The organism is Arthrobacter sp. CDRTa11 (genome assembly GCF_026427775.1).
In the GTDB taxonomy this organism is placed as follows: domain Bacteria; phylum Actinomycetota; class Actinomycetes; order Actinomycetales; family Micrococcaceae; genus Arthrobacter.
The window spans coordinates 2,317,684-2,332,965 of the sequence record NZ_CP044532.1 but is presented as its reverse complement, the minus strand read 5'-3'; the positions used below and the strand labels follow the sequence as shown (position 1 = coordinate 2,332,965).

The window sequence follows — 15,282 nt, the reverse complement described above, 5'->3', positions numbered from 1 at the left end:
TTAGGGATGGGCAACCGAGGCCGGATTGCCTAAGGCCCATTTTTCGCTAGTGCTTGAAACCGGGCAGGTTCACGCTGAAACGGGGCGCGATTGCACCGGCCGAGGCGGTGATGATCGAGATCAGTGCCAGCATCGCGGCGGCGGGCCACCAGTGGTTCCCCGCGGCTGCAACTACGCCAGTGACAATCAGCGGGACAAAGCCTGCCACCATGGCCGAGGTGTTGTTTGCAACAGCGACACCCGTGAAGCGGGTCTTGGCTTCAAACAGGCCGGTCAGAACCGCGCCGGTGCCGGCGTAGGGGAAGGATAGAGTCGATACCGCAAGAACCATGGCGATGACGACGAGGACGTGGTTGCCGGAGGTGAGGAGCAGGAACGCCGGAACGGCAACAACAGCGGAGGCGATACCGCCCCACAGTATGACCCGGCTTGAACCGTACTTGGCGCCGAGGCGTCCACTCCAGACAATCACAAAGATCTCTGCCACCGCAGCGGCAATGGTGCCAAGCAGCATCAGGGATGAGGGGTATTTGAGGACGTTGACTCCGTACCAGACGCAGAACGTGGTGACGAGATAAAAGCCGCCCATGCCTAGCAGGCAGGAGGCCATACCGATCAGGAGCTGCCGCCAAGCGTACTTGAAAGTGGTGCGGACTGGGGTCTGTTCAATTTCGCCGGCTGCTTCGATTTGACGGAACACGGGTGACTCTTCGAGCTTGCTACGGATATAGATGGCGATGAGGAGCAAGGGCAAGGAGATGAGGAACGGAATGCGCCAGCCCCACGCATCGAAGTTCTCTTTAGTGAGGAGGAACGTGACCAGGAAGAATCCACTGGAAGAAAGTATCGTCCCGATGGGCGCACCAATCAGTGGAATCACGGCGTATCGGGCGCGAAGGTGCAGCGGGGAGTTTTCCACCACCAAGGTTAGGGCGCCTGACCATTCCCCACCGACGAAGAGGCCCTGTATTACCCGCAACAACACAAGCAGGATCGGGGCGGCGATACCGATTGCGGCGTAAGTCGGCAGCATGCCGATAAGGCCTGTAATTATGCCAATACCGACAATGGTGATCATCAGCGTCTTGCGGCGTCCGATCCGGTCGCCCATGCTCCCGAAAATGATGCCGCCGAGGGGTCTGGCGGCAACGCCAACCCCAAAGGTGGCGAAAGAGGCCAAAGTCGCCGCAGTGGGGTCGCCGCTCGTGAAGTACTGAACGTTGAACACCAGCGCAGCTGCGGCACTGAACAGGAAGAAGTCGTAGTACTCAAGTGCGGAGCCGATCAACGCGCCCAACGCGACCTTGTTGGCGTCTTTCCTGCTCAGCTCTTGGACGGCATGTTGCTCTATCGTCACCGTCTGTAGTGTCTCACTCATGGTGGTCATCTCCGTTGATGCGTGATCTGGTTTACGTTTACATGAATCTTGCGCAAACATCTTGTTCAATGAGCATCTCAAGGGATACAGCCATTTTCGCTCAGCATTTCCCCCCGGATTCTTCGCAAAAACAGGGCATATGCACATATTGTGGAGCGTATGACTATGAACGAACCCCGGCTTAGCGGGGGTCCGGAGCCACATGACTCTATGCGTTGGCAGGAACTGCTGGACCAACTCAATCTTGAGGACCTCACGGAGGCATTCCTTTCTCGAATCATCGCAATCCCCGGCTACGATCCTGCCCCGATTCCCCTTTCTGAGATACGTCGTACGGGGCGCCTGGCATTCGAGGCCATGATCTCTGGACTACGGGAAGGTGGGCTTCACGAAGCAGTCGCTGTAGCTGCTGATGTCGGGGTTTCCCGGGCACGAGCGGGCATCCCCATCACCTCATTGATGTCAGCTATCCGTCTTGATTACAACGTCCTTTGGGAGGCCCTGACCAGGGTGGCAACACCGGAGGATGCACCTCTGGTGGTTCGCCACACCTGGATTGTGCTCAACACCGTGGACGAGTACGCGGGGCAGACCCAGCGGGCCTTTATCGCCGAGCGAGAGCGTATGCAGGACGAAGCATTTTCCGTACGGCAGGGACTGCTAGCGGAACTTTTCCAGACACGCGAGGTGACGGACGAACAGTTGCGGACCATCGCCGGTGAGCTTGAGATTCCCCTTGCTTTTCCCCTGCTAGTAGTGGGCGCGGAGCCCGACGAGATTCCAGCCCTGAGAGTTTTCATTGCTGAGGCCGAACGCACAGGTAGAAGCGTGTTTTCCCATCATCTTGGTGACGCACTTATTGTGTTCACCCCGCAACTTGAAGGGCCGGATTCTAAGCGCGATCTCTTCCTACGCCATCTGCTCACCATCAGAGTCGGAATTACCGATGCCGATGCTGGTCTCCGAGGTCTTCGTCAAGCAGCAAACATTGCCCGCGATCTCGCTCGGGTGTTCAGGGCCGGTGAACGTGGTGCAATGACCTGGAAGCGGGGCTGGGCAAGGCTTGCAAATCGGAGCTTGATCTTGGCAGGGCATCCTGTGCTGACGGACGTCAACGCAGCCCTTTCAAACTGCAGTAAAACGGAGCGTAGCCGGTTGGAAGAGTCTGTTCGCAGTTACCTCCGTACAGGCAGCGCAGGAGACTCGGCAGCGGAGCTCTTTTGTCATCGCAATACACTGACGAACCGCCTGCGTCGCTTTGCGGAGCTCACAGGGATCGACCCTGCCGTCCCACAGGATGCGGCGCGCCTCGTCGTTGGGTGGGCATGACCCGCGCGTCCGCTGTGCCGCCTAACCTCTAGCCTGGTCGTTACCTTTAGCGCTCCCTACTTCGGCTACCCGTTCCACGAGACCGTTAACCGAACCAAGGCAGCACCCTTCCACCCAGGGATGCCCCCCATGCATGGCATCTACCGTTGGCACATCCCAGACCCCATCTACTTCCAGGAGCGCCCGCGTGTGGCGGTTCAGCAAATCGGAACGTGGGATCACGGAGGACTGTTCGAACGCAGCGACGACATTTCCACCACCTCGTACTGGTATCAAGATGGCGTGAACCAAGTCCTCCCTGAGCTTCTCATCGCCCAGCACCGCTGGCCGAGATAGATTCCGGGACAAGGTTGAAAACCGGCGCAGACTCGAACTGGGTCTGCGCCGGGGTCGGCCGACTACCACCCGCACTGGGCCGGAAGTGGCCGATGGCTGTGACTGCTAGCGGACCCCGTTTTTCGTCACACCCACCTAGGGATTCCGGTATTCGGGAGGGACCTCTCGGAGTCGCGTTCGGAATCGCGCGTGCCATTCAGCTCCATACCCGTCTTACCGCTGATCCATTGGAAGAGCACTTCAGCTGCCCCAGACGCATGGGTGTCACTGCAAGTGATCCTCAAAGTCGGTGGTGTACTGCCGCTAACCAGCCGCAGCGGTGCGAAGGGATCATCCGGGCGTGAAACTGTGCTGGTGCGTGTCTTGCCGGTCGAAGGCTGCCTGAGGGACCTCGTGTTGTGTACCTGATTCAAAGCCATGGAGTTCCAGAGATCGAACAGACGCCAAATGTCAGGCCCTCCGTCGACTAGCTCCAAGCGAACCTTCAGGATCTAGTCCTGGCCGTCCAGCCCCGGTCAAGGCCTCAAACTTGTCCACGGAACCCATTCTCACGGGCCCCGCCGCCCTACTCGTAGGACGGAGTGACATCTCCCGCGCCGCAGCTGAGCTCGACGAAACGGTGGTCATCGGCGGAGTGTGATCGAGGAAGTCGCCCAAGGCAGCAGGATAGCGAGGCGCGAATTGTGTCCGTGTAAGGGTCGGTGACTGCGCACCGGCCCTTGCACCACGGCGGTCCGGGTCCGCGGTCGTAGACCTGGGGATCGCGGCCGTAAATGGCTGCCACATCGTTCAGCATGCCCACGGGTATGGACGTTTACTGCCTTGATCTTGGCATTGCTCAGCGGTTCGTCTAGACGTTCGTAGCCTTCGATCATGCGCGCCCTCCGTGCCGGCATGGGCCTTGCCATCAAGCACCGACTGGCACAATCGTGACATCTCAAGCGGACGGTGGGCTGGGGCTGCTCCCGCTTTTCGCCAGGGAGCTGGGGGTACCATCGATTTCGAGTGGTTGCTGGAGCCCGAACTCAACCAGATGACAGGGTAAGTGCCTTAAAGCAAAGGTATGCAACCTGCTTGTAACCTCCCTGCTCCTACGCTGAAAACGGTGGACGCCGGCTCAGGCCGCCACCTTCATGCGGAGCAAAGGAGCTAGCAATGACTGTTTATGCACAGCCCGGTACCGAGGGCTCAAAGGTCACTTTCAAGGACCGGTACGAGAACTGGATCGGCGGCGAATGGGTTGCCCCGGTCAAGGGCCAGTACTTCGAGAACATCACCCCTGTCACGGGCAAGGCCTTTTGCGAGGTGGCCCGCGGTACGGCAGAGGACATCGAGCTGGCCCTGGATGCCGCCCACAAGATCGCGCCGTCCTGGGGAAAGACCTCGGTGGCAGAGCGCGCCGCCATCCTGAACAAGATTGCCGATCGGATCGATGAGAACCTCGAGATGCTGGCCGTGGCCGAATCCTGGGACAACGGTAAGCCCATCCGCGAGACCCTGAACGCGGACATCCCGCTTGCGGCTGACCACTTCCGCTACTTCGCCTCGGCCGTCCGCGCCCAGGAAGGCCGGCTGTCCCAGCTCGACGAGGACACCACGGCCTACCACTACCACGAGCCCCTCGGCGTCGTTGGCCAAATTATCCCCTGGAACTTCCCCATCCTGATGGCCGTCTGGAAGCTCGCCCCGGCCCTCGCGGCGGGCAACGCCGTGGTCCTCAAGCCGGCCGAGCAGACGCCGTCGTCCATTCTGGTCCTGATGGAGCTCATCGGCGACCTTCTTCCGGCCGGTGTCCTCAACGTGGTCAACGGCTTTGGTGTGGAGGCCGGCAAGCCGCTGGCATCCAGCCCGCGGATCCGCAAGATCGCCTTCACCGGCGAGACCACCACCGGTCGGCTGATCAGCCAGTACGCCAGCCAGAACCTGATTCCGGTCACCCTGGAGCTTGGCGGCAAGAGCCCCAACATCTTCTTCAACGACGTGGCCGACTCCAACGACGCGTTCTACGACAAGGCCCAGGAGGGCTTCGCGCTGTTTGCCTTCAACCAGGGCGAAGTCTGCACCTGCCCGTCCCGTGCCCTGGTCCAGGAGGACATTTACGAGTCCTTTATGGCGGACGCTGTTGCCCGGGTGGAGAAGATGATCCAGGGGAACCCGCTGGACACCGAAACCCAGGTGGGTGCCCAGGCCTCGAACGACCAGCTGGAAAAGATCCTCTCCTACATCGATATCGGCAAGCAGGAAGGCGCCAAGCTGCTGACCGGCGGTGCACGGGCGGAGCTCCCCGGCGACCTGGCAGGCGGCTTTTACGTCCAGCCCACCGTGTTCGAGGGCCACAACAAAATGCGGATCTTCCAGGAGGAAATCTTCGGCCCAGTTGTTTCGGTGGCAAAGTTCAGCGACTACAACGACGCCATGGGCATCGCCAACGACACCCTCTATGGCCTCGGCGCCGGGGTCTGGTCCCGAAACGGCAATGTGGCCTACCGCGCCGGCCGTGAAATCCAGGCCGGCCGCGTCTGGGTCAACAACTACCACGCCTACCCCGCCGGCGCCGCGTTTGGCGGCTACAAGTCCTCAGGCATCGGGCGGGAGAACCACTCCATGATGCTGGACCACTACCAGCAGACCAAGAACCTGCTGGTCAGCTACAACGAAAACAAGCTGGGCTTCTTCTAGGCCAGCTGCAGCGATAACCCAACCTCATCTATCTTGTATCGATAAGGATTCAGTGATGATTTCCGAATCCACGTATCCCGCACTGGTCTGCGAGAAGAGGTGGCTGTCCATCGCACGGTCGCCGAGAGAGATAACGTGCGGTGTCCCAGCCGATTGAGGCACGCAATTTACTGCCTTGCTTTGGTCCCGCAGAAACTGAAGGAAACGAAGGGTTTTTACATGTCCACGGATATTGCCGCAATGTCATCGGGAAGCTATGTTGAGCAGGGCGACGCGCTGGAAAACCTGCTGCACGAGACGCGGGCTTTCGCGCCCACTCCGGAATTCGCTGCTGACGCCGTTGTCACGGCTGCGGATTATGAAGAGGCCGACGCCAACCGGCCGGGTTTTTGGGCTAAGAAGGCGCGGGAGCTGCTCACCTGGAACAAGGACTTCACGCAGGCGCTGGACTGGTCCAACCCGCCGTTCGCGAAGTGGTTTGTGGGCGGGGAGGTCAACGCCGCGTACAACGCGCTGGACCGTCACGTGGAGAACGGCCTCGGGGACCGGGTGGCCATCTACTTTGAGGGCGAACCCGGCGACACCCGCACGTACACGTACGCCCAGCTCACCGACGAGGTCAAGAAAGCCGCGAACGCCTTCGAGTCCCTCGGCGTTTCCAAGGGTGACCGGGTGGCGGTGTACCTGCCGATGATCCCCGAGGCTGTCATTACGCTCCTGGCTTGTGCCCGGATCGGTGCCGTGCATTCGGTGGTGTTCGGTGGTTTCTCCGCTGACGCGCTGCGGTCCCGGATCGAGGACGCCGAAGCCAAGCTGGTGGTCACGGCCGACGGCACGTACCGCCGCGGCAAGCCCAGCGCACTGAAGCCCGCGGTGGACCAGGCGCTGTCCGCCGATGGCCACAGCGTGCAGAACGTGGTGGTGGTCAAACGCAACGGCCAGGACGTGGACTGGCACGAGGGCCGGGACCACTGGTGGGCTGACACCGTGGAGGCCGCTTCAACCCGGCACACCGCCGTCGGCCATGACTCCGAGCATCCGCTGTTCATCCTCTACACCTCCGGCACCACCGGCAAGCCAAAGGGCATCCTGCACACCACCGGCGGGTACCTCACCCAGACCGCGTACACCCACAAGGCAGTCTTCGATCTGCACCCGGCAACTGACGTGTACTGGTGCACGGCCGACGTCGGCTGGGTCACCGGCCACTCCTACGTCGCCTATGCGCCCCTGATCAACGGCGCCACCCAGGTCATGTACGAAGGCACCCCCGATTCCCCGCACCAGGGCCGCTGGTGGGAGATCGTGGAGAAGTACAAGGTCTCCATCCTGTACACCGCCCCGACCGCCATCCGGACGTTCATGAAATGGGGACGGGAGATCCCGGACAAGTACGATCTGTCCTCCATCCGGGTGCTGGGCTCGGTAGGCGAATCCATCAACCCCGAAGCGTGGATGTGGTACCGCGAGGTCATCGGCGCAAACGCCGGCAAGAACGGCGAACGCAAGGACCATCCTGCCCCGATCGTGGACACCTGGTGGCAGACAGAGACCGGCGCGCAAATGATCGCTCCGCTGCCCGGCGTCACCGCCACCAAGCCAGGCTCAGCGCAAACACCGCTGCCCGGCATCGCCGTGGACGTCGTCGACGAGATGGGCGAGTCCGTGCCCAACGGGCACGGCGGATTCCTGGTCATCCGCGAGCCGTGGCCGGCCATGCTCCGCGGCATCTGGGGTGACCCCCAGCGCTTCAAGGACACCTACTGGTCACGCTTTGAAAACATGTACTTCGCCGGCGACGGAGCCAAAAAAGACGACGACGGCGACATCTGGCTCCTGGGCCGGGTGGATGACGTGATGAACGTGTCCGGCCACCGGCTCTCCACCACCGAAATCGAGTCAGCACTGGTCTCCCACCCCTCCGTGGCCGAGGCAGCCGTCGTCGGGGCCGCGGACGAAACCACCGGCCAGGCCGTCGTCGCGTTCGTCATCCTCCGCGGGGACGCGGTGGACTCCGGCGACACGATCGTGCAGGAACTCCGGAACCACGTGGGCAAGGAAATCGGCCCCATCGCCAAACCCAAAACCATCCTCGTGGTCCCCGAACTGCCCAAAACCCGCTCCGGCAAAATCATGCGACGCCTCCTCAAAGACGTCGCAGAAGGCCGCGACCCAGGAGACGCCACCACCCTCTCCGACAACACCGTCATGGCCCAGATCGCCAAATCGCTCACGAAGTAGAAAGTAGCCACTATGAAGAGAATGCTGCTCATGGGCCCTCCCGGTTCTGGCAAAGGCACCCAGGCAGAGCGTATTTCATCGCAACTCGGTATTGTCGCCATCTCTACCGGGGACATCTTCCGCGAGAATGTCCGTAGCCGTACGAAGCTAGGCACTGAGGCCAAGCAATACATAGACAGGGGCGACTTCGTTCCGGACAGCATCACCAACAACATGGTTTGTGATCGGCTCGCGCAAGTTGATGTCGCCGACGGCTTCCTTTTGGACGGCTATCCCCGCACAGTCACTCAGGCGCAGTTCCTCGATCACGTCCTCGCCGACAAGGGCCAGCAGTTGGACTGTGTCCTGCAGCTGACGGCCGACAGCGAGGAACTTGTCACGCGGCTACTCAAGCGCGCAACGGTGGACGGCCGCACGGACGATACTGAAAAGGTCATCCGCCGCCGGTTGGACCTCTATCAGCATGAGACCGAGGCCGTCGTGTGGCACTACGAAGAGCTGGGCCTCCTCACCCGGGTCAATGGCACCGGACCAGTCGAAGAGATTACGAGGCTCATTCTCCCTGCTTGAGCAAACGGGTTGGCTGTGCTGATGGTGGAGGGAGGTGCGCCCAAACTTGAAGTGCGGCCAGATTGTCCGTGCCGCATGCCCACCCGGTGGCGACGAGTGGTCCCCGCGGCGCGCCATGCTGACAAAAGGAGGAATCCACTCTAGCTCCCTCAGCAAGCGGGGAGAGCACTTTCAAGAGGACCAGTGCCCTGAACAACCTGAATGGCACATTGTTGACCACTTATGTCGGAAGTAAATCGCCGTCATTCCCCGGCGTTCCAGGGCCCAGGGCCCCTTCTTCTGCCGGAGCCCTGGTCCCCTAGGTTCCGCCGGGCAGCCCCTGCCTGAATACCGGCCCGGATGACCATCCGGCGGCGGGCTGGCCCCTCTTCCCGTCGACGCCAGGGTCCTCTGGCGTCGTCGACACTACTAATCAACGCCCTGAGAGTAAGGATCTATTAGCATGCACGCAGCACCCGGTTGTCTTGTCGTAGCGGTTCAAACCCGAATGGAACTGGACACCGCCCTGGATGAAGCGGTCGCTCTGCTGAAGCCGGCAGCCATGACTCAACAGGTCGGCATCTCGGTGACCCGACTCGGCCCGGGTCGCTATGAAGCGCGTCTAAACAGCCGTGTTCCCCAGGGTGTGACACTCGAAAGATGGGAGACCGAGCGGCAATGAAGGGACGAGAGAGCGAGGCCTCCGGTGCGTCGGCTTTCAGCGTTTCTAATATGGTCTGCCCTGCTGCCCTCCGGGCTGGCTGCCCGCTGGGCACGGCGGCTGTCGACCTGGCGTCGGGGAGAGACGGATTGAAAGTGTCGCTGACAGAATGCGAGATCGGAATCTTCCTGTCCCTGGCCCCGGGGCACCGCGTCGCTGTGAGGAATCACGATGCAGGGGCGTTATGGCGCGGATGGGTTGACGTGACTTTTCCCGACCAAGGATTTGTCTGGGTTATCACGGACGTCGGTGAGCGAAAGCTGTTCGATATCCGCGTGCACACAGTCTGGCGAGCAGAGCAGTCCGGAGCCTGCGGCAGATTTCGCCAAGCAGACGGCAACGGCATCGGGTATCTGCAATAAATCAGTCCGCAAAGAATAGTCTCTTCGCCTTCGGCATCAGACGGCCCTAACCGTTCTTATCTGCGAGTCTCTGGTTTTCGACGACGCCAACACCTTCCCAAGGCAGCAGCATCACTCCTCAAGTACCGGGCAGCGGCATTGGACCGGGTTAGAAGGCCTTATTGTCCCCGTACTTCACCGCGTTGTGATCGAACAACTCGGCCCAACATCTGCGCCGACCTCACCCTGATCCAGCGTTCCTCCACGCACATCACACACTGAATCATTCATGCACCTCGCCGTCGGCGTCCTCCATACGGAAAAGGCCCTCACCAATATCGCAGTATTAGGGCAGGTACGCTAACTCGCATTTTTCATGAGGGTTAGGTTGGAATCCGGGTCCCGGTTTAACTCTTGTGCGGGTTGTTTTTGTGTTGGGGCGCAGCACTGGTGTCGCCGGTTGCTGCTGGGTGGGCGTCGGTTTCCACGCATCGGAGTGGTCGTGCTGGTGCTTGATTGAGGTTGGCCAAAGGGTTCTCGGGTCGGAAGGCGGTCCTCTGAGGCGGCTTTTCCGCTCGGCTATGGCTGTTACTAGTAAGGAATGTGGCACAGGCCTCCTTGGCGGGAAACTGGAAGAACGTTTTCTTTAGTTCGCTCCAGCGGTCAATCACATGCGTGACGAGGGCAATGTACTTCGCGGCTGCGTCGGTGGATAGGCTTACCTTGTTCTGTCCATCATGAAGCCGGCCACCTACCCGACTGCACCGGCTCGAGCGCGGAAACCTCTACCTGTGTGACGCCCTCGCCGAAGCCTGGACTCAGCAAGGCAGGTCCGCATCACCGGGTACCGGTCGATGCGACAACTCCCACGAAACCGGGTCCGAACGACCGGCCTGACGAGGGCAAGCAGCATACCCCCGTCGAAGCCATCGTCCTACTCACAAGACCCTCAGGCCAGCCGGGTGTCAACAAAGGACGTCACCACGTTCTGCCGTGCATGGGAGATCAGAAAGGTGTTCTTTCAGTCGGTAAAAGAGTGCGTCAGCGCCGTTTACGACGCCTGGCGGGCGCCACCTTCATGAAACCCTGTGGCCAATTTTGGAGGCTATTTACCAGCTGGAGGCGAAGATCTGACAGTGCGTATGACGGGTGCGGCTCTCGCCAGGCTACGCGCAACCACCGCTCCTATGATCGGCACTCCTTGTCGTATCACATCCACAATCTGATGATTTCAGCACCCGCGGCCCAAATTAGATCTACACGTCGGCTACCAGCGAGCGGGACGTGAGGAAAGGTTCCTCTGGTAAGGGGCCGTGTCTGAGAACGCTTTGAGGATGTCTTCGACGCGTTGTTTGGCGTCGCCGAAGAGCATTTGGGAGTTGTCGCGGAAGAACAGTGGGTTTTGGACGCCAGCGTAGCCTGCGGCCATGGAGCGTTTGAACACGATGACGTTCTCGGCTTCCCAGACCCGCAGGACAGGCATCCCGGCAATGGGGCTGCCCGGGTCCTCGGCCGCGGAGGGGTTGACGGTGTCGTTAGCGCCGATGACCAGGACCACGGAGGTGCCGCCGAGGTCTTCGTTGATTTCATCCATTTCCAGGACGATGTCATAGGGGACTTTGGCTTCGGCGAGGAGAACGTTCATGTGCCCGGGCAGGCGCCCGGCGACCGGGTGGATGCCGAACCTGACATTCACGCCCCTCTCTCGGAGCTGGTGTGCGAGTTCCGCGACGGGGTATTGGGCCTGGGCCACGGCCATGCCGTAGCCGGGGGTGATGACCACGGACGAGGCGTTGGTCAGCATTTCAGCGGTGGCCTGGGCGGTGATTTCGCGGTGCTCGCCGTACTCTGCGTCCGCCGCGGCCGGGGCGGCGATGCCGAAGCCGCCGGCGATCACGGAGATGAAGGACCGGTTCATGGCCTTGCACATGATGTAGGACAGGTACGCACCGGAGGAGCCGACGAGGGCACCGGTGATGATGAGCAGGTCATTGTTCAGCAGGAAACCGGCCGCGGCCGCGGCCCAGCCGGAGTAGCTATTGAGCATGGACACGACCACGGGCATGTCGCCGCCTCCGATGGAGGCGACCAGGTGCCAGCCCAGCGCCAGGGCAAGGGCTGTCACGACGATGAGCAGCCAGAGCTGGGAATCGTTGACGTACCAAACGGTCAGGGCGATGAACGCGGCGAGGGCGCCGAGGTTGATCGCGTTCTTGCCCGGCAGCATCAGCGGTGAGGACTTCATCCGGGCGGAGAGTTTCAGGAACGCCACGATCGAGCCGGTGAAGGTCACCGCGCCGATGAACACGCCGATGAACACCTCGGCGTGGTGGATCGCTGTCAGGTCCGGGGATAGGTCCGGGGCTTCGAGGTGCCCGTTCCAGCCGACGAGTACCGCGGCGAGGCCCACGAAGCTGTGCAGCAGGGCGATCAGTTCGGGCATGCCGGTCATTTCGACGACGCGGGCGCGCCAGAGCCCGATGGCACCGCCGACGGCCACAGCGGCGACGAGCAGGCCCACGCCGGTGAGGCCGGCGCCGCTGCCCCAGGCGCCCTGCAGGGTCAGCCAGATCGTCGCGGCCAGGGCGATGATCATCCCGGTGATGCCGTAGATGACCCCGGCACGGGCTTTCTCGTGCTTGCTCAGCCCGGCGAGGCTGAGGATGAACAGCAGGGCAGCGACGACGTAGGCCGCCCCCGCGATGGAGTCGGCGGTCAACGGACCGGAGACGGTGTCAGACACGGTAAGGCTCCTCGATAGAATTCCTGCTGCTTCAGTGGCCGCGCTCATGAACGTGCCTTCCCGGCCGAGAACATGGCGAGCATGCGCCGGGTGACGGCGAAGCCGCCGAAAATGTTAATGCTGGCCAGCAGAACCGCGACGGCGGCAAGGATCTGCATGACCAGGTTGTCCGAGGTGACCTGCAGGAGGGCACCGACGACGATGATCCCCGAGATCGCGTTCGTGACGGACATCAGCGGCGTGTGCAGGGCGTGGTGCACTTTCCCGATGACGTAGAAGCCGACCACGATCGAGAGCATCAGGACCGTAAAGTGCTGGGGCAGCGGCGCCGGAGCCACCGCGTTCACCAGGAACAACGCCGCGATGCCGGCGGCAAACAAGCCCGCTTTACCGGCGGTACCGAGGCCTTGCTTCTTCTTCGGGGCGGTGGTTTCGGCAGCCGTGGCCTGGGCCTTGGCCGCCGGGGCGGCGGAGACCTGGACCGGTGGCGGCGGCCAGGTCTTCTCACCGTCGCGTACCACCGTCACCGAGCGCTGCACCACGTCATCAAAATCGATCCGCAGCTGACCGTCCTTATCCGGCGTCAGGAGCTTGAGCAGGTTCACCATGTTCGTCCCGTACAGCTGGGACGCCTGGGCCGGCAAACGGGCCGGAAGATCCGTGTAGCCCAGGATCACCACCCCGTTGTCCGTGACGATGCGTTCGCCGGCGACGGAGCCTTCAACGTTCCCGCCCTGACCCGCGGCCATGTCCACGATGACGCTGCCAGCCTTCATACCGGCCACATCCTCAGCCGTGAGGAGCTTCGGCGCCGGACGCCCCGGGATCAGGGCCGTGGTGATGATGATATCCACATCCGCTGCCTGCTCGGAGTAAATTTCCGCGGCCCGGGCGTTGTACGCCTCGGACGTCGCCTTCGCGTATCCATCGGAGGACTTCATCTCTTCGGCGACCTCGACCTTGAGGTAGGTACCGCCGATGGATTTCACCTGGTCGGCGACCTCCGGCCGCGGATCCGTCGCCCGCACAATCGCGCCCAGGCTGGACGCAGCGCCGATCGCCGCCAACCCGGCAACACCGGCACCAGCGACGAGGACCTTCGCCGGCGGGACTTTGCCCGCCGCCGTCACCTGACCCGTGAAAAACCGGCCGAACTCGTGCGCCGCCTCGATAACGGCACGGTACCCGGCAATGTTCGCCATCGAACTGAGCACATCCATCGACTGCGCCCGCGAGATCCGCGGCACCGCATCCAACGCCAACGCAGTGACCGGACGCGAAGCCAGAGCCTCCACCAACTCAGGCCGCAAACCAGGGCTCAACGACCCGATCAACGTCGCCCCCTCGGTCAGACGAGCAATCTCATCCTCAGTGGGCGGATTAATCCGCAACACCACCTCGCTGCCCCACGCCTCATCGGCACCCACAATCAAGGCACCCGCTTCGGCATAAGCCTCATCACGGAACGACGCGGACTCCCCCGCACCCTTCTCGACCACAACCTCGTAGCCCAACCCCAGCAACTGCTTCACGGTGACAGGCGTCGCCGCCACCCTCGTCTCACGACCCAACTCGGCCACAATGCCAATACGTGTCACTATTTCCTTCTCTCTAAGATGGATAACGTTTCCAGGCGGGAATCCGCGTGGACCGCGGACGAGGGTCCCCCGGAGATCAACGACCGTATTACCCACCCCTGTCCTTGAGCCATCCGGTTGCGTCCCCGCCTGTCATTTTCGAGTCAGGCACTACAAGCCATTGGACCTTATCCCGGAGAAGGCTCAAGGGAGCGAAGAGCGCCGAGTCCGAATGACTGAAAACCAACGACGTAAAACAGGGTCCAGAGCACCAACCAGTCGATAAACCCCAGAGCGTTGCCGTACAGCCCGCCTGCGACCACGGGCTCGTGCAGGATGTGTTCTGCAGCGAAGTAGTAGTATCCGAGAAAAGTCGCGATGCCCAGCGTGAAGGTGACCAGTGCACGGACCATGAGGTTCGCCGCAACCCCGAACCCTGTGGGCTTGTTTCCGAAAGCATTCGCCCAGAAGATCATCCAGAACGCCCAGCACACACCGATCTGGGCCGGGAACTGATTGATTGCACCGCCCAATTCTTGTACCGCAACACTCCCGACAAACATTTGGGAGAGGGGCATCATGAGGAGGTAGATGACGGTTCCGAAGAGCACGTTTCCGATCAGGGACGCGAGAGCCGTGCGTCCGCCGCCACCGAACAGCCGCCACGGCCAGTTGTCGAGTGTTTGACCCGTGAGGATCACTGCGACGACGATCGAGTAGAACCATCCCAGCACGGTGTCGATGGACATCAGCGAAGTGGCCGCGCTTTCGGATACCGAGGGCAGCCCGAAAACAAGGTATAGCGCCAGTGTGGGCACCATCATGGACCCGATTTCGCACACTCCGATCAACGGCTGCTTCATCCCGAGCTTGGTCCACGGCCAGTGCATCCAGTTGAGCACGACCATCACCCACGTCGCGAAGCCGAACAGGACGAACAGTGCGCCGGCAAAGTACCCCATTCCGCCGTCGCGAGAGGCGGCGAAGCTTGGATAAAAGTGGCCGAGCACGTTGGCGAGCACCCAAGTCACAACCACTGCGAACACCGTAGTCGCGCAGATGATGACAGACCCGCGCAGCGGCTGGGGGATACGGTCGACTCCCCAGAACTCGATGTTGAAGCCGATAAAGACGATGAAGAGTATCGCCCAGAACAACGCTGCGTTGAACGGCAGCGGATAAAATGCCCAGGGACTGGTAGTCGGGTCCGCAAGCAGGTACCACGACCCGAGCGCCAATACCACCACAACACTCAGGTTCGAGACACCGTAAAGGAACCACCGTGTTCGCGTCCTGTCAGGGACTCTGCCACGGGGAAGCTCAGCGTCCACATCCCTACCGGCCGTTATCGAAAATTCCATCTTTACGCCTCATCTCACGTTGCTTTC

General features: G+C 61.6%; 9 protein-coding genes. 5 read left to right on the top strand and 4 right to left on the bottom strand.

What is annotated here, in order from left to right; all coding sequences use genetic code 11:
* Nucleotides 1–46: 46 nt before the first annotated feature.
* The gene (locus F8G81_RS10485; RefSeq protein ID WP_267278905.1) at nt 47–1,378 is read right to left on the bottom strand and encodes an MFS transporter; all 1,332 of its coding nucleotides are present in this window, start codon (nt 1,376–1,378) and stop codon (nt 47–49) included.
* Between the two features lie 210 nt (nt 1,379–1,588).
* Here F8G81_RS10485 and F8G81_RS10480 point away from each other — a divergent pair, with 210 nt between their 5' ends.
* The 5 genes from F8G81_RS10480 (at nt 1,589) to F8G81_RS10460 (ending at nt 8,533) form a co-directional block, all read left to right on the top strand.
* Nucleotides 1,589–2,707 carry a PucR family transcriptional regulator gene (locus F8G81_RS10480; protein ID WP_267278904.1) on the top strand — a complete coding sequence of 373 codons (1,119 nt, stop codon included), beginning with the start codon at nt 1,589–1,591 and terminating at the stop codon, nt 2,705–2,707.
* Between the two features lie 12 nt (nt 2,708–2,719).
* The gene (locus F8G81_RS10475) at nt 2,720–3,043 is read left to right on the top strand and encodes a DUF2961 domain-containing protein (protein WP_323809240.1); all 324 of its coding nucleotides are present in this window, start codon (nt 2,720–2,722) and stop codon (nt 3,041–3,043) included.
* A 1,155-nt stretch (nt 3,044–4,198) separates the two neighbouring features.
* On the top strand, nt 4,199–5,722 hold the full coding sequence (locus F8G81_RS10470) for an aldehyde dehydrogenase family protein (RefSeq protein ID WP_267278903.1): 1,524 nt from the start codon (nt 4,199–4,201) through the stop codon (nt 5,720–5,722).
* Nucleotides 5,723–5,941: 219 nt separating this feature from the next.
* Nucleotides 5,942–7,963 carry an acetate--CoA ligase gene (gene acs, locus F8G81_RS10465; protein WP_267278902.1) on the top strand — a complete coding sequence of 674 codons (2,022 nt, stop codon included), beginning with the start codon at nt 5,942–5,944 and terminating at the stop codon, nt 7,961–7,963.
* 12 nt (nt 7,964–7,975) lie between these two features.
* Nucleotides 7,976–8,533 (top strand): adenylate kinase, encoded by a 558-nt coding sequence (locus tag F8G81_RS10460; RefSeq protein WP_267278901.1) that lies wholly within the window; start codon nt 7,976–7,978, stop codon nt 8,531–8,533.
* Between the two features lie 2,308 nt (nt 8,534–10,841).
* Here the strand turns inward: F8G81_RS10460 and pntB are convergent.
* From pntB to F8G81_RS10445, 3 genes are all read right to left on the bottom strand, one after another.
* The gene (gene pntB, locus F8G81_RS10455) at nt 10,842–12,365 is read right to left on the bottom strand and encodes a Re/Si-specific NAD(P)(+) transhydrogenase subunit beta (protein WP_267278900.1); all 1,524 of its coding nucleotides are present in this window, start codon (nt 12,363–12,365) and stop codon (nt 10,842–10,844) included.
* Nucleotides 12,362–13,915: a Re/Si-specific NAD(P)(+) transhydrogenase subunit alpha gene (locus tag F8G81_RS10450; RefSeq protein WP_267278899.1), complete on the bottom strand. Its 1,554-nt coding sequence runs from the start codon at nt 13,913–13,915 to the stop codon at nt 12,362–12,364. The genes pntB and F8G81_RS10450 overlap by 4 nt, the downstream gene beginning before the upstream one ends.
* A 167-nt stretch (nt 13,916–14,082) precedes the next feature.
* On the bottom strand, nt 14,083–15,255 hold the full coding sequence (locus F8G81_RS10445; RefSeq protein WP_267278898.1) for a hypothetical protein: 1,173 nt from the start codon (nt 15,253–15,255) through the stop codon (nt 14,083–14,085).
* Between the last annotated feature and the right edge of the window lie 27 nt (nt 15,256–15,282).

Coding starts and splice junctions, on each gene's coding strand:
- F8G81_RS10485 (WP_267278905.1), bottom strand. CDS start 1,378: ATGAGTGAGACACTACAGACGGTGACGATAGAGCAACATGCCGTCCAA.
- acs (WP_267278902.1), top strand. CDS start 5,942: ATGTCCACGGATATTGCCGCAATGTCATCGGGAAGCTATGTTGAGCAG.
- F8G81_RS10445 (WP_267278898.1), bottom strand. CDS start 15,255: ATGGAATTTTCGATAACGGCCGGTAGGGATGTGGACGCTGAGCTTCCC.
- F8G81_RS10480 (WP_267278904.1), top strand. CDS start 1,589: ATGCGTTGGCAGGAACTGCTGGACCAACTCAATCTTGAGGACCTCACG.
- F8G81_RS10470 (WP_267278903.1), top strand. CDS start 4,199: ATGACTGTTTATGCACAGCCCGGTACCGAGGGCTCAAAGGTCACTTTC.
- F8G81_RS10460 (WP_267278901.1), top strand. CDS start 7,976: ATGAAGAGAATGCTGCTCATGGGCCCTCCCGGTTCTGGCAAAGGCACC.
- pntB (WP_267278900.1), bottom strand. CDS start 12,365: ATGAGCGCGGCCACTGAAGCAGCAGGAATTCTATCGAGGAGCCTTACC.